Source organism: Fulvivirga sedimenti, assembly GCF_020328055.1.
In genome coordinates this window covers 486,469-501,070 of the sequence record NZ_JAIXNE010000001.1, presented here as the reverse complement: position 1 = coordinate 501,070, position 14,602 = coordinate 486,469, and the positions used below count along the sequence as shown (strand labels likewise).

The window sequence follows — 14,602 nt, the reverse complement described above, 5'->3', positions numbered from 1 at the left end:
TGTTCCGCCGGTGGTGCTTTATAAATATTTAAATACGCTCGGGAAGAGATGCCATGATGAGCCGGAACCAGGCGGTATAATTTCCGGGATTCACATCAATGTCAGTTCTGATGTCACTCAGATCTGTATATCGCCAATCAGCTACTTCATCAGGGTTTATATTGGGGATGCCATTATAGACCCCCGTGAAAACATGATCGAATTCGTGTTCTACCAGGTTGCTGTCTAAATTTGCCTTGTATTTGAATGAATACAGGAATTCAGGTGACATAGAAATTCCCATTTCTTCAGCCAGTCTTCGTTCTGTGGCAAGCTGAATATTTTCATCAGGTCTTGGATGGCTGCAGCAGGTATTGGTCCATAAGCCTGCAGAATGATATTTACTTTTCGCCCGTCGCTGTAGTAGTAATTGGCCCTCGTCATTGAAAAGAAGTACAGAAAAAGCCCTGTGAAGTACGCCCTGACGGTGAGCTTCCAGTTTTTCCATTACTCCGAGGGGATTATCGGAATCATCCACCAATACGACTTCTTCCAGCTGCACTAAATTAGATTTAATGTGTGTTTAACGTATGTATAACATAACAACGAGAATTTCCGTTGGTTCGGAATTCTTATGCGGGTTGACATTACGTGCGTACTGGGGGTTCTCTTTATTTTGTTGAAGAGGGAATAGTAGTACACGTAAGCCAGATAAACACCAAACCTGGAACTTCGGGGTAGTTTCTTTATTCCTTCGTACCCCTGTCTGAAATCTTCCTCGATATCGGCCTCAATTTCACGCTTATTATCTTCATTGAACTCCGTCATGTCGTTCAGATTGGGGAAATAGGTTCGGCCCATCCCCATATAGTCTGCGCGAAGATCCCGGAGAAAATTAATTTTCTGGAAAGCACTTCCAAGTTTCATGGCATTCGGGCGTAATTCCTGATAGTATTCCTCATCTCCACCACAAAATACCTTGAGACACATCAATCCCACTACTTCAGCACTTCCAAGTATATAGGTCTCATAATTTTCCTGATCATATTCACGATCCGTCAGGTCCATTTCCATACTATACAGAAACTGATCAATCAGTGAATGATCGATAGAGTAGGTATTTACAGTTTTTTGAAAACTGTGAAGTATGGGGTTAAGGCTTATCTTTTCCTCAATAGCCTGGTACGTATCCCGTTTAAACTCATTCAGGAGTTTTTCCTTATTATGATCATGAAAGGTATCTACGATTTCATCGGCGAATCGCACGAAACCATAAATTGCACAAATAGGGTCACGAAGCGACTTATCAAGGCAACGGATGCCAAGAGAAAATGAGGTGCTGTACGATTGGGTCGTAATTCGACTGCACGTAATGGAAACTTGATCAAATAATTCTTTCATACCTCAACCGGCGTTGTCAATTTCTTCAGCAACTACCTGTCCGGATATCAGCGAAGGGGGAACCCCAGGCCCCGGTACGGTCAGTTGTCCGGTAAAATATAAGTTACGGACTTTTTTGTTAAAAATTGCAGGTTTCAGATTTGCTGTTTGCAGCAGTGTATTTGCCAGGCCATAGGCATTTCCTTTAAATGCATGGTAATCAGAAACAAAGTCTCTGTGCGCGTAGGAACGCTTGTACACTACATTTTTTCTAAGATCTGTGCCGCAATGCTGTTCAAGCCTATCCATCACATGGGTGTACAGCTTATCCCGCGCTTTTTCTGTATCCTCCAGACCGGGTGCGACAGGTATTAGTATAAATACATTCTCCATGCCTTCAGGTGCTGAACTTTGATCTGTCTTGGAGGTACAGCACACATAGAACAGTGGTTCCTCCGGCCATGCTGGTTCTTTATAAATCAGACGCGCATGGACGCCGAAATCCCGGTCAAAGAAAAGGTTATGATGCAAAAGGTTGGGAAGTTCCTTAGAAACCCCCAGATAAAATATAAGCGACGATGGAGCCATTTTTCGTGAATCCCAATATTCAGGTGAATATTTTCTGTAGGATTTTGGAAGAAGATGCTGTTCCACATGATGATAGTCGGCCCCGGCGACAATATAATCGTGTTTACCGGAAGTGCCATCTGAAAGCGATATGGCAGCTATTTTATTGCCTTCCATCTGAAAGCTTTTCACTTCTGAATTGAATCTGAATTTTACGCCCTTCTCTTCTGCCAGTGATTTCATTCCTTCAACAATCCTGTGCATGCCGCCTTTGGGATACCAGGTGCCCAGGGCAATATCGGCATAGTTCATTAAGGAATAAAGGGCGGGGGTGTCGCTGGGCATTGCACCAAGGAAGAGGACCGGGAACTCAAGCAGCTGAATGATCCTTGGATCTGAGAAGTGTTTACGAATGTAGGATGAAATGGATGAGAACACATGTAATCTCAATAATCCGGAAAACAGTTCAGGATCCAGCAATTCACGCAGTGATCGTCCAGGCTTATAAACAAGTTTGTTGATGCCTACATCATATTTGTAGGCAGCTTCCTTCAGGAATTTTTTAAGCTTAACAGAACTCCCGGGTTCTACCGATTCGAAAAGGGCATAAAACTCATCAAGAGATGCAGGAATATCCCAGTGCTCATTTTGTCCAAATACGACCCTGTAAGAGGGATCAAGACGAATGAGATCATAATAGTCGGAAACTTTTTTCCCAAAACGTTCAAAGTATCTCTCGAAAACATCAGGCATCCAGTACCAACTGGGACCCATGTCAAAGAGAAAACCTTCTGCTTCAAATTCACGGGCCCGACCTCCCGCCATTGAATTTTTTTCATAGACGGTAACGTCATGGCCCTTATCAGCCAGGGAAGTGGCTGCGGCCAATCCTGCAAATCCTGCACCAATGACCGCAACTGATTTTTTTGTCATAGATTCATTAAGATCCGGTATAGGCTACCAGTTTGCTCTGGATTTCCTTTCTCGCATGAAAGATACGATTTTTTACCGTTCCAATGGGAATTTCAAGATGTTCTGCAATCTCATGATACTTATATCCTTCCATGTGCATTTTGAAAGGAACCAGCAGATCCTCTTTTACTTCGTTCACACATGACATGATGTCGTTGTACTCAAAATTACCGTCAGGCAGATTAAATGTATAATCGTCTGCCACGTTTAGGTAATAAAGTTCCTTCGTGTCGTCATGAGTTGTTTTGTTTCGCTGCGCCTTACGATAGTTGTTGATGTATGTATTACGCATTATAGTATACAGCCATCCCTTCAGATTTGTATTCTGCCGGAATTTATCCCGGTACGTCAGCGCTTTCAGAACCGTGTCCTGAATGAGATCTTCTGACTCTTCCTGATTCTTAGTGAATCGACGTGTGAAGAGCTCGAGTGTATCGTGAAGTGAAGCAATTTGATGATCGAATTCTACAGCAGTCATAATCTTTTTGTTTAATGTTCTTAATTGAACTCTAAACAAATATAGGAAACAGTTCCGATATATGGTAGTTTTTGTTTAACAAAATACAAAAAAGATTAAACAAAAATTATTCGATGATGAGAAAAGCTGTTTAAACACCTATTTAAGCGGATTTTTAAGATCCGTCTTAAATAAAAAATTTTGATTTTTTTTTTCGGATTTAGGAATTAGCCGCGTTCATGACCTTGCCAAACTGATGCATGAGGTCTTCTGCATCTTCAAAAATATGAACATTTGACGGTACTTCACCTTCATATACGCGTATGGGATAACCGGTTAGATATATATGACAGTTCTTGAATTTTGTGGAAAGGCTGTCGATATACTCATTGAGTCGGTCATATTCCGGAGAGTAACTGAAATTACTGATGAGATAATCCGGTTTATAGATGGAAGCAGCTTCCACGAGACTTCGGACCGGTACGTGCTGACCAAGGTAGAATGTATTCAGCCCCATTTTACGCACGAGATAGTGGTAAAAGAGCAGACTGATCTCATGCAGCTCATTTTCAGGCAAGAACAACATCACCTTCGGGGTGCCTTTTTCTTTGTGCATTGGCAGGCTGTCAATGGCAACAATTATTTTCTGGCGGATAAGGTGGGAGATAAAATGCTCCTGGATGGGGTTAATATTATCACTCAACCATAAAATCCCTACTCTTTTCAGAAAAGGGAAAACGACATCAAGAACGGTCTTTTCAAAACCAAATTTCAAAATGTAACGTGACAATTGCTTCTCAAATTTAGCCTCGTCCATCTCAATCATGCATATGGTAAGCTGCTCCAGGTAGCTTTCCACGTCATCAATCTGTTCAGTCAGATTTTGAATACGCTCATTAAGCTGCTCAATCGATAACTTGGACAGCTTGCTGATCTTATCACCATGACGGTAAAGAAGTGACAGGTTTAGTAGCTTCTTAAGATCCTCATCGGAATACGAACGAATATTTGTATCTGTTCTTGACGGATCGAGGATGTTATACCTCTTTTCCCAAATACGTATCGTATGCGCCTTAATTCCTGATAATCTCTCTAACTCCTTAATAGAATATTGTCCCATTCTCTTCGTTCTTGCTTTATCCTAATTAGAACAACTGTAAATGTGGAATGTTTTGCTGATTAAATATAAAAAATTCCTGTCGGTAAATATTTTGCCCATTTTTTAATTGAAAGAGGAAAATATATATTCAATTTATATAATTTTCCCCCAGAATTGAGCGGTTGAAGCAATAATGGAAAGATCGTATCTTGATTTCCTTTCGTATGATTACAGTGTCTGGAATACGGTACTGACTGTCTCGCTGGTCGCCTTCTCTCTGATTTTAGCCCGTTATTTCCTTATTTCATGGGCTTATGAGAAGATTTTCAGAAAACCATCGAATGACGCCCGAAAACTGGTGAAGAGCGGATTGAATAAAGCTCAGACAAGAAAGGAGATCGGTTGGGCAATTATATCGGCATTGATATTTACAGTGTTCACGATGCTACTGATTATTGGAAGGCAACACGGGATCTTTCTTATCTATATTGATATCAATGAATACCCACTCTGGTGGATACCGGCAGGTATCGTGCTCATCCTTTTGCTACATGAGGCCTACTATTACTGGCTTCACCGCTGGATGCACCTGCCCGGGGTGTACAGGCTGGTTCACAAGACCCATCATGAAAGTGTGCAAACCTCCGTTTACACCGCTTTTTCCTTCCATCCCATTGAATCATTGCTTCAGGCGATCTACCTTCCCCTGGTATTAACCTTTATTCCCGTCAACCTTTTTGTATTGATCGGTCTGCTGGTTTTAATGACAATTTCAGCTACGGTGAATCATGCGGGAATCGAAGTATTTCCTTCCGGGGCCATTGGTCAATGGATGGGTAAGTGGCTGGTAGGGTCCACGCACCATCATGTACATCATACCAAGTTCAGGTATAATTTCGGGCTTTATTTTACATTTTGGGATAAACTGATGAAAACCGAAAATCAGGGATTCCAGGATGAATTTAATTCCATCATCAGCGATTTACCGGATCAGGGCAAACTTTAAATATAGCTGGAGCGCCGGAATGGTCTTATCAAACGTCCGTCCGTATCCCGGTATAGAATAGGTGTCGATCGGGTCGAATTCTTCTCTGTTAATCAGCACACGTAATGTAAGATACCCACCCAGGTAAAACTTGCTGTCTCCAAGACGCATCTCACTTCCCAGTACCACTTCGGCCCAGTTTGCCGAGAGATCAGTGCGTTCCACAAAACCGGTAACATCTTCAAAAAGCGGACTGCTGATAACGTATGAGGCAGATTCTGAGAACACAGTGTAGCCATATCGGAGGCCCATCAGGAGGTTGTTTTTTCCATCGAGCGAGGCATAATATTCGATTCCGGTGCGGATGTACCATCCCTCTGATGAATACTGCCCGTTTTCAATAACACTGCCGGGCAAAAGTGTGCTTTTACCGGCGTACAGAACCGGTGTGATGTGTTTTCCAATTCGAATGCCGATTCCAGCTTCCAGCTTATCTTCAAAATCCGTGGGCAACGTAGCAAGCTTGCCGTAATCCACCAGCACAAATAATCTTGGCAGGTTGTTCATCCTGGAGACATTCACCGAATCCTGTCCGGAAGCCAGGAAATGTCCGAGAACGAGACTACATATAAAAAACAGCTTTCGCATTGGTACTGCTACATTCAATGGTGTCACAAGAGAATTTTGCCGAATCGTAATCAAAAGATGCCAATTCAAGGTTCTGGGCCACAATACGCACGGTGCGTTCATTTAACAGGGTATCTGTTTCATAAAAAAAACGAACCCTGTTGATCTCTCCCCGATACGTAATGAATAAGTCGGTAATATCTGCCGCGGGATCCAGCGGTAACCGGTAGGCGGATTGACTTTCGGTAAATGTTATGATTTCCGATGCACCTGCGGCGGTGATCGTTTCAATCAGGATCTTTCCATTGGATACTGACGTGCGATTTGAATTCAGGACCGTCTTTTCAGAATTAAGTGCACTTTTACTGGCATTCAGCGCCGCAACTTCTTCTGTGTAATCTGTGGGGTCCCCGGCCGTGATAAGTGAATCAATCACAACCAGGCTGTCATTTATTTCAGTGATGGCTGCGTTGATATCCAGAATTGCCGCATCCAGTGACAGCAGGCTGTCTACGTCTATAAAAGTCGCACTCACGCCCGGATCAAGGTTACTGATTCGCACATTAGGTTCTTCACATGCCCAGAAAAATCCGGCAATGATGAGAAGGACTATAAATGAACGGAAGATAGTCATTCAGCAAAAATAGTGTTTTTAGTATGGATCAACATTGAATATGATGCGTATTGACCGGAATAGTTTTTCCTGCTTAATGTTGTCTGCATGATTAAGCAGTGATTTTTTAATGAGAGCAGGGGAAGTTCCTTTCCTTTCGAGCTTAATCCAAAGTTCGTTAATGTATTCGTTTCGCACACGGTTAACCAACGGTTCCTGCGGTCCCAGTATACGAACCGGAAGGGCAGCCGATAATCTTCTTTCAAGCGTTTGCGCCGCTTCCCGGGTGATATTCCTGTCCTTATGTTTTATGGTGATCCGGATCATGCGCGTAAAAGGAGGGTAGGCATGTTCCTTGCGTTCTTCCAGTTCGTTGGAATAGAATGCATCATAATTTCCGTGCATGATCTGCTGAACTACCGGATGCTTCAGGTCCCGTGTCTGAATGAAAACGTTACCCACTGTATCCCGTCTGCCGGCACGGCCACTCACCTGGATCGCCATCTGAAATGCACGCTCATGCGAACGGAAATCCGGATAATGCAGGAGAAGATCCAGGTCGATGATCCCGACCAGACCCACCCCGCCAAAGTCCAGTCCCTTGGTGACCATCTGTGTGCCTACCAAAATATCGAACTGATGTTCCGCAAAATCATTCAGGATTCGTTCATAGCTATTTTTTGTTCGTGTAGTATCCAGATCCATCCGACGGACCCCGGCCTCAGGGAAAAGCAAGGCCACTTCTTCTTCCAGCTTTTCAGTTCCCAGGCCCACGGGCTTCATTTCTTTGGCACCACAGGAATCACACGCAATAGGTACGGATTCCCGCATGCCGCAGTAATGGCAGATAAGTTTTTCTCCGTACTGATGATAGGTGAGAGATACGGCACACTGACTGCAATGGGGGATATGACCGCATTGATGGCAGGCCATGTAGGGAGCATAGCCCCGGCGGTTTTGAAACAGGATCACCTGCTGACCTGAATCCATTGTTTTTTGGATCCCTTCCAGCAGTTCATCGGAGAAAGGGCCGCTCATTTTTTTCTGTGCGGTCTTTCTGAGCGTATCAATAACATTAATTTCAGGCATACTGACATCACCAAAGCGATTCTCCAGCCGAACCCTGGAGTATTTGCCTGAGTCTGCAAGATAATTGGATTCCATGGAAGGCGTAGCAGACCCCAGAATCACACGGGCTTTGTGTTGTGATGCCAGCATAATAGCCGCATCCCTGGCATGGTACCGCGGAGCAGGGTCATATTGCTTGTAGCTGTGCTCATGTTCCTCATCGATAATTACCAGTCCCAGATGATCGAACGGCAGGAATATGGAGGACCGAACACCAACTACTATCTGGTAACGGCCGCTCAAAACACCCTGCCAGACTTCCACGCGCTCGTTGTCGGAATACCTGGAATGATAGACGCCCAGTTTATCACCAAAAACGGCACGCAAACGCTGCACGATCTGGGTGGTAAGTGCAATCTCCGGCAGGAGATACAGGATTTGCATGTCATTATCGAGCACATGCTGCATGATATCCATGTAAATCTCTGTTTTACCACTTCCTGTTACACCATGCAGCAGCACTACATCAGTTGAATCAAAGCCACGGATAATTTGGTCCACGGCTTTTTGTTGCTCAGGGCTCAGAGTGACCTGCTTCAATTCCCGTGAATAATCAGAGAATCGCGAAACAATTACCTCAGATTCTTCAAGTATGCCTTTCTTAATAAGTGCCTGTATTGCCGCTGCAGAAGCATTTGAATCGAGCAAAGCTTTTTTCGGTATCCGTTGCAGCTGATCTGATAAATCGGCGTCACGTTTGATCAGTTGCAGACACGCGAGAAGCGCATCTTCCTGTTTGGGTGCTCTTGCGAGTGTTTCAAAGGTCTCGTTTAACGCCTTGTCATTACCTGCGAGATGGGTTGCCAGGTGAATGTACTTTTCAGTCTTCGGTGAATATCGCTCGCGTACCTCCTCATACAGAATGACCAGTCCTTTTTTGCTCAGATACTGCAGTGTTTTGAATGCGTCCTTCTCACCGGTGATTTCCTTGATGTCTTCATATCGAAGGCTTTCTCTCTGTTCCAGCTGGTGTAAGAGATCAAGAATGGTGTCTGATTCATCGAGTTCATCGAGATCAGCCTGCGGGTTCAACTGAACATAGGATTCGGTGCTAATCTTGAGTCCGGCCGGAATGGCGGCATTCAGTACTTCACCGGGGGTGGCCATGTAATAGGAGGCCATCCAGTCGATGAACGTGATCTGATGTGGGGTGACTACTGCCGACTCATCGAGCACGTCGTAGATATACCGTGCCTCATAATGAACGGGCGCCTTTTCATGAATTGAATCAACTATGCCGGTGAGCATCCTTCGCTTCCCGAATGGAACCACCACCCGCACGCCGGGGATAATAAGACTTTCCATCTCCCGGGGGATCCTGTAGGTGAAGCGATTGGCGATGGGCACCGGCAGGATCAGATCTGCGAAAAGTGTTTTCCTCATCATTTGTTGATTAACGGAGCTGACTGTAAGCTTCCTCAATGGTGTTTACCGGAAGTTTGCAGGTTTTGTTGTAACAGACATAAATTGTCGTTTTTCCATTCAACATGGATTTACCCCGGATCAGTGGTAATTCGGAACTGGTTGTGGTTCCCATGATGATCTTATTTGGAATTAAACGGTCCACGAACCTTTGCCGCATTTCAAGTGCATTGGTTCCGGCAATGATTACTTCACTCACGTCATAGGTGCGCAGCAGGTGCAGGTCTGCCCAGTTGGCCATATCACTTACCGCTTCCGGGATCATGGGCGCCATCCGGGATAACATAAGATTACTTAATTCCATCCATATGGTTCGATCAAGCATTTTTCCAAGACGGAACAGGTTGATCGCCATCTGACTGTTGGAGGATGGGATTACATTATCAAATATTTCTTTTTTGCGAACTACCAGGTCATGTGTGCTCCCGTCGGTGAAAAAGAACATGTCTTCTGAAGTGTCCAGAAAATTTTCCATCACATAGTTGGTGAGTCCTTCGGCTCGCTTCAACCAGATTTCATCGAATGTGCGTTCATATAAATCCACAAAGGCATTTATAGTAAAGGCATAATCCTCCAGATATCCGGGGATTTGTGTTGACCCGGTAGGGGGTGTTCGGTACAGCATATCATCCTGAATCGCCTGGCTAACGATAAAATTGGCGTTGCGGACGGCCAGATCCAAATAGCGGGTATCATCCAGGGCGTCATACACATCCAGTAGGCCGGAGATCATCATTGCATTCCAGCCAGAAATGGTTTTATTGTCCAAACCCGGGCGAATACGGGAAGAACGTGCTGTGAGAAGTAATTTTCTGCTTTCTTCTTTAATGGAATCCCATTCTGAAAGTGTCAATCCTTTTTTGGTGGCAAATACCTCGTCGCTCACTACCCTGTTCAGGATATTGGTTCCCTCCCAGTTGCCTTCGGCACTCACCTGGTAGTAACTGCTCATCAGGGGAGTGTTTTTTCCAAGAATCTGGTCAAATTCCCGAAAGCTCCAGACATAGTATTTTCCTTCCACACCTTCGCTGTCTGCATCCAGGGCTGAATAAAATCCGCCATCTTCAGACGTCATTTCCCGCTCCAGCCATTCAATGGTCCGGATCATAACCTCTTTGTAGTCGGCCCTGCCGGAATGCTGATAGGCGCGGGCGTATAATGACATCAGCTGGGCATTGTCATACAACATTTTTTCAAAATGAGGCACCAGCCATTCCGCATCGGTCGAGTATCGTGCAAATCCGCCTCCGATCTGATCATAAATGCCCCCGTATGCCATCGCTGTAAGCGTGCGGTCGAGCTGATCAAGTGCCTGTTCATCCTTACTTAAAACTCCGTAATGCAACATCCATTTCCAGATAGAAGGCATAGGAAATTTCGGTGCCCGGTTCAGACCGCCCTGTACCGTGTCAAATTTAGTCGTGATGCGCTCGAACATGGCCTGTTGTTGTTCGGCAGTGTAAGGCGTATCATCCGGTTTGAGTTTGAAACGCAACAATTCACTTGTTCCAATTGCGTCTGTGAGCTGTTCCGCAGATTCCTCTATCTCGGAGCGTCTGTTTTGGAATGCATTTGAAATATTTGAAAGAAGCTGCGCCCAATTTTTTGGAGGGAAGTACGTTCCGCCATAAAAAGGCTTCTGATCAGGTGTCAAAAAAACATTCAGCGGCCATCCTCCATTGATTCCCATGGCTTGTACAGCATCCATGTAAATCTGGTCAATATCCGGCCGTTCTTCCCTGTCTACCTTGATACAGATAAAGTTTTCATTCATTATGCCGGCAATGGAGTCATTCTCGAAAGACTCCTTTTCCATTACATGACACCAGTGGCAGGAAGAATATCCGATACTAACGAGAATGGGTTTATCCTCTTCCAGTGCCCGGCTGAGCGCCTCCTGCCCCCATGGATACCAGTGAACGGGGTTATTGGCATGTTGAAGTAGGTACGGACTGGTGGAGCCGGCAAGTTGGTTCATAGCAATATCCTTATTTTGTTCATTTTCGGTGGCAGCGGGTTGGCATCCCGCAAGCAGGATGACACCCAAGGCTAAAATAATGGCACCTTGTCGCATTAACCGAGTAATTTATTAATCTGTTCAATTTCTTCGTGTAAATCGAGCTTACCGGAAAGGTCTTTTAATTTCTCCCGTGTTTTTTCCAGGAAGGCACGATGCGCTGCACTTTGCGGATGAAAGGGACGGTGTTCCAGCGCTTTTTTTAGCTTTTCCCATTCCCGTATAATGCCTGTAGTCTCCGACCCAAAATATGTTTCTGAAAAAACGTCGAATATGTAGTTCTCAGCCACTTCACTTGGATGGATCATATCTGCTGCATAGAAGCGATAATCCCTAAGGTCATCCATGAGCAATTCATAGGCGGGAAAATAATGAATCTGCCTGTACCGGGAACTGATCTCATGGCAGAAAACCCGAAGGAGACTTTTGCTTACGCTGTTTAATTCAAGCGTATCCCGCACGTGGCGAATGGGTGACACCGTGACGATTATATTTAATTGCGGGAATTGTTGCTGAAGGGTGGAATATACCGACTCGAAATCCTGCAGCATCTCCTCAACGTTGAGAAGTCTTTTTTCAAATGATGATGCAGGCTGTTTGTGGCAGTTGGCAACGATATGTCCATCCCGGGAATATACAAATGCAGTACCATAGGTTAGAATGAGCCACTGCGTGCTTTCCAGAAATTTTGCTAGGCTGTTAATCCTGTTTTTCAGATCGGTCTGCAAGGTTTCCGGGTCTGAAGCGAATATCCTTGAATGTGCATCCGGATGGTAATACATGCCATTTGTCTCAAAGGCAGTACTCACGGGATTTTCCATGCCCAGGGCAAACTTCAGCAAACGATGTTGTGAAATAGGATTAAACAGGATTCCAAGCGGATTGGATTGAAGATGGAATTTCCTGTCAGACAATTTGCTTCCGAGCATTTCAGAAAAACAGGAACCCAGCATGACCAGGTGGTCTGTCAGTGCTATTTTATCCGGCGATTTTAAAGGATGTAGCTCTGTGCGAAACATATAACAAAACTACACAATTCCGGCCTACTGTCGGCAAACAAAAAAGCCGCCCGGTTCAGCTGAACGGGACGGCTTTGATGATTGTGTAAATGAATATTTATTCGGCAACAACCTTAACACCGATTTCATGTTTCACTTCTCTGTGAAGATCAATCACGGCGGTATAATCTCCCAGCTGTTTGATCTGCTGGTTGAAAGAGATTCTCTTTCGGTCGATGTCAAAACCTTTTTGCTTCAGACTTTCCGCAATCTGCACTGTAGTAACGGCACCGAAAATCTTTCCGCTTTCGCCAGCTTTGGTACCAATCTCGAGAACGAGATCACCAATGTTGGCGGCCAGATCTTCCGCGTCCTTCTTCAGCTTTTCAGCTTTGTGAGCAGCCTGCTTAATGTTTTCAGCAAATTTCTTCTTATTCGATGAGCTGGCAATTACGGCATATCCCTGTGGAATAAGGTAGTTGCGGCCATAACCGGGTTTAACGTCTACTGTATCGTTCTTATAACCCAGTCCCTGAATATCCTGTGTTAATATTACTTCCATCTTTGTACCGGTTATTTTAGCGAATCAGTTACGTATGGCAACAAAGCAAGGTGACGCGCACGCTTCACCGCCTGTGTTACTTTTTTCTGGAATTTCTGACTTGTTCCCGTAATGCGGCGGGGAAGAATCTTGCCCTGCTCATTTACAAACTTCAAAAGGAAGTCGGGATCTTTGTAGTCGATATACTTAATTCCGTTTTTCTTAAAACGGCAGTATTTATTCTTGTTTTCGTTCCGATTGATCGGTTCGTTAATCAATGTCATGATACGGGCTCCTCCTTAGCCTTCTTTTTGTCTTTTCTAAATGCACCTTTTCTACGCTTCTCATTGTACTCTACTGCATGCTTGTCAAGTGATACAGTTAGAAATCTCATGACTGCTTCGTCACGTCGGAATTCCGTTTCAAGTGCAGCGATCGTGTCAGGAGTTGCCTTGTATTCAACCAGGTTGTAGAAACCGGTCGACTTGTGCTGGATAGGATAAGCCAGCTTGCGCAGACCCCATAGTTCCTCATTAATGATCTCAGCTTTGTGATCGGTTAACACCTTAATGAATTTTTTTACGGCATCCTTCATCTGCTCTTCAGATAAAACGGGATTTAAAATGAATACCGTCTCGTAATTGTTCATATTAGTTTATTTAAAATTCGGAGTGCAAAGTTAGATAATTAGTTTGTTTTTTAAAACGAAGGCGCAAAATTATATTATTAGTCTTTTTTTTGCACAAAACGCCTGCTGGTCGCATTCCTGACAAACTTTTGCCCGGTTTAGTCGTTGACATCTACAAAGCAGTTGCTATCTATGAAAATTTACGCGTTACTATTCATCTTTCTTCCCTCTCTATTTGCCTGCAATGCGCAGAATGCCAATCATAGCGCGGATATTCCTTCACATGAATTGTGGGATGAACTGTTGAAGGCACATGTACGCGCCGACGGGATGGTTGATTACAAGGGGTTTATTAAAGAACGCGAAAAACTTGAGGAATACCTCGAAGTGCTGGCTGCAGGTGCGCCCGATCCTGCCATGTGGTCGGAAGAACAACAGCTGGCTTATTGGATAAATGCCTACAATGCCTTTACAGTAAAATTGATTGTCGATAATTATCCGATTGAAAGTATTAAAGATCTGAATCCTGCTATCGCCATACCTACGGTGAGTACAGTTTGGAATAAGAAGTTCTTCAAAATAGGAGGTGTGGAAATGAGCCTTGATCAAATAGAACATGATATACTTCGCAAGGATTTCCAGGAACCCCGAATTCATTTCGCCATCAACTGTGCATCGGTCTCCTGTCCTCCATTAAGACCCGAGGCCTTTGTTGCCGATAAAATTGACCGTCAGCTTGATGCCCAGGCCGTTGATTTTATTAATGATGCATCGCGAAACCTGATATCAGCCACGAACCCACAGATATCTAAAATATTCAGCTGGTTTTCGGGAGACTTCAAAAAAAATGGAACACTCATCGAATTTCTGAATCGCTATTCACAAACCAGGATTCAGCCTGATGCCGATATTGATTATCTTGATTATGACTGGGCGCTGAACGATGTCCGGTAGACGGAATGACGAGATAATCTCAAACAAGTTAGATTTTATACGACCACCCGCTGCACGGGGGTCGAATTGGGTATCACGCGGTATCTCGGATATTTGACCCACGCTAAGCATGGGTCATCGACCTAATTTAAAGAGCTGCAAATATTAACCACCACCTTTGAAACATCTTCACCCACCTCTGCGCATTTATCCAACGTAGTAAAGGCTTAACATTGTTTGATTATTGAGAATAATT

The 14,602-nt window shown here is 44.3% G+C and carries 15 protein-coding genes; 2 read left to right on the top strand and 13 right to left on the bottom strand.

Annotated features, from left to right (window positions below; translation table 11 throughout):
* Nucleotides 1–28: 28 nt before the first annotated feature.
* The 5 genes from idi to LDX50_RS02215 form a co-directional block, all read right to left on the bottom strand.
* The gene (gene idi / locus LDX50_RS02235) at nt 29–541 is read right to left on the bottom strand and encodes an isopentenyl-diphosphate Delta-isomerase (protein ID WP_225696773.1); all 513 of its coding nucleotides are present in this window, start codon (nt 539–541) and stop codon (nt 29–31) included.
* A complete protein-coding gene (locus LDX50_RS02230) occupies nt 541–1,380 on the bottom strand; it encodes a phytoene/squalene synthase family protein (protein WP_225696772.1) in 840 nt (279 codons plus the stop codon). The genes idi and LDX50_RS02230 overlap by 1 nt, the downstream gene beginning before the upstream one ends.
* A gap of 3 nt (nt 1,381–1,383) precedes the next feature.
* Nucleotides 1,384–2,859, bottom strand: a complete 1,476-nt coding sequence (locus LDX50_RS02225; RefSeq protein WP_225696771.1) for a phytoene desaturase family protein — start codon at nt 2,857–2,859, stop codon at nt 1,384–1,386.
* 7 nt (nt 2,860–2,866) lie between these two features.
* Nucleotides 2,867–3,376 (bottom strand): RNA polymerase sigma factor, encoded by a 510-nt coding sequence (locus tag LDX50_RS02220; protein WP_225696770.1) that lies wholly within the window; start codon nt 3,374–3,376, stop codon nt 2,867–2,869.
* A gap of 199 nt (nt 3,377–3,575) precedes the next feature.
* Entirely contained in the window at nt 3,576–4,475 is a 900-nt protein-coding gene (locus LDX50_RS02215) for a MerR family transcriptional regulator (RefSeq protein WP_225696769.1), read from the bottom strand.
* A 172-nt stretch (nt 4,476–4,647) separates the two neighbouring features.
* On the opposite strand from LDX50_RS02215, the gene LDX50_RS02210 reads away from it, so the two are divergent.
* Nucleotides 4,648–5,460, top strand: a complete 813-nt coding sequence (locus LDX50_RS02210) for a sterol desaturase family protein (RefSeq protein ID WP_225696768.1) — start codon at nt 4,648–4,650, stop codon at nt 5,458–5,460.
* Here LDX50_RS02210 and LDX50_RS02205 read toward each other — a convergent pair.
* From LDX50_RS02205 to rpsF, 8 genes are all read right to left on the bottom strand, one after another.
* Nucleotides 5,437–6,087 (bottom strand): DUF6048 family protein, encoded by a 651-nt coding sequence (locus LDX50_RS02205; protein ID WP_225696767.1) that lies wholly within the window; start codon nt 6,085–6,087, stop codon nt 5,437–5,439. The genes LDX50_RS02210 and LDX50_RS02205 overlap by 24 nt on opposite strands.
* Complete coding sequence (locus LDX50_RS02200; RefSeq protein WP_225696766.1) at nt 6,062–6,700, bottom strand: hypothetical protein; 639 nt, start codon at nt 6,698–6,700, stop codon at nt 6,062–6,064. The genes LDX50_RS02205 and LDX50_RS02200 overlap by 26 nt, the downstream gene beginning before the upstream one ends.
* Nucleotides 6,701–6,718: 18 nt before the next feature.
* A complete protein-coding gene (priA, locus tag LDX50_RS02195; RefSeq protein ID WP_225696765.1) occupies nt 6,719–9,193 on the bottom strand; it encodes a replication restart helicase PriA in 2,475 nt (824 codons plus the stop codon).
* Between the two features lie 7 nt (nt 9,194–9,200).
* A complete protein-coding gene (locus tag LDX50_RS02190; RefSeq protein WP_225696764.1) occupies nt 9,201–11,303 on the bottom strand; it encodes a thioredoxin domain-containing protein in 2,103 nt (700 codons plus the stop codon).
* Nucleotides 11,303–12,265 (bottom strand): GSCFA domain-containing protein, encoded by a 963-nt coding sequence (locus tag LDX50_RS02185; RefSeq protein WP_225696763.1) that lies wholly within the window; start codon nt 12,263–12,265, stop codon nt 11,303–11,305. The genes LDX50_RS02190 and LDX50_RS02185 overlap by 1 nt, the downstream gene beginning before the upstream one ends.
* Before the next feature lie 97 nt (nt 12,266–12,362).
* The gene (rplI, locus tag LDX50_RS02180; RefSeq protein WP_225696762.1) at nt 12,363–12,806 is read right to left on the bottom strand and encodes a 50S ribosomal protein L9; all 444 of its coding nucleotides are present in this window, start codon (nt 12,804–12,806) and stop codon (nt 12,363–12,365) included.
* A gap of 11 nt (nt 12,807–12,817) precedes the next feature.
* On the bottom strand, nt 12,818–13,069 hold the full coding sequence (gene rpsR, locus LDX50_RS02175) for a 30S ribosomal protein S18 (RefSeq protein ID WP_225696761.1): 252 nt from the start codon (nt 13,067–13,069) through the stop codon (nt 12,818–12,820).
* Nucleotides 13,066–13,434 carry a 30S ribosomal protein S6 gene (gene rpsF, locus LDX50_RS02170; protein WP_225696760.1) on the bottom strand — a complete coding sequence of 123 codons (369 nt, stop codon included), beginning with the start codon at nt 13,432–13,434 and terminating at the stop codon, nt 13,066–13,068. The genes rpsR and rpsF overlap by 4 nt, the downstream gene beginning before the upstream one ends.
* Nucleotides 13,435–13,605: 171 nt before the next feature.
* On the opposite strand from rpsF, the gene LDX50_RS02165 reads away from it, so the two are divergent.
* Nucleotides 13,606–14,367 (top strand): DUF547 domain-containing protein, encoded by a 762-nt coding sequence (locus LDX50_RS02165; protein WP_225696759.1) that lies wholly within the window; start codon nt 13,606–13,608, stop codon nt 14,365–14,367.
* The last annotated feature ends 235 nt before the right edge of the window (nt 14,368–14,602 follow it).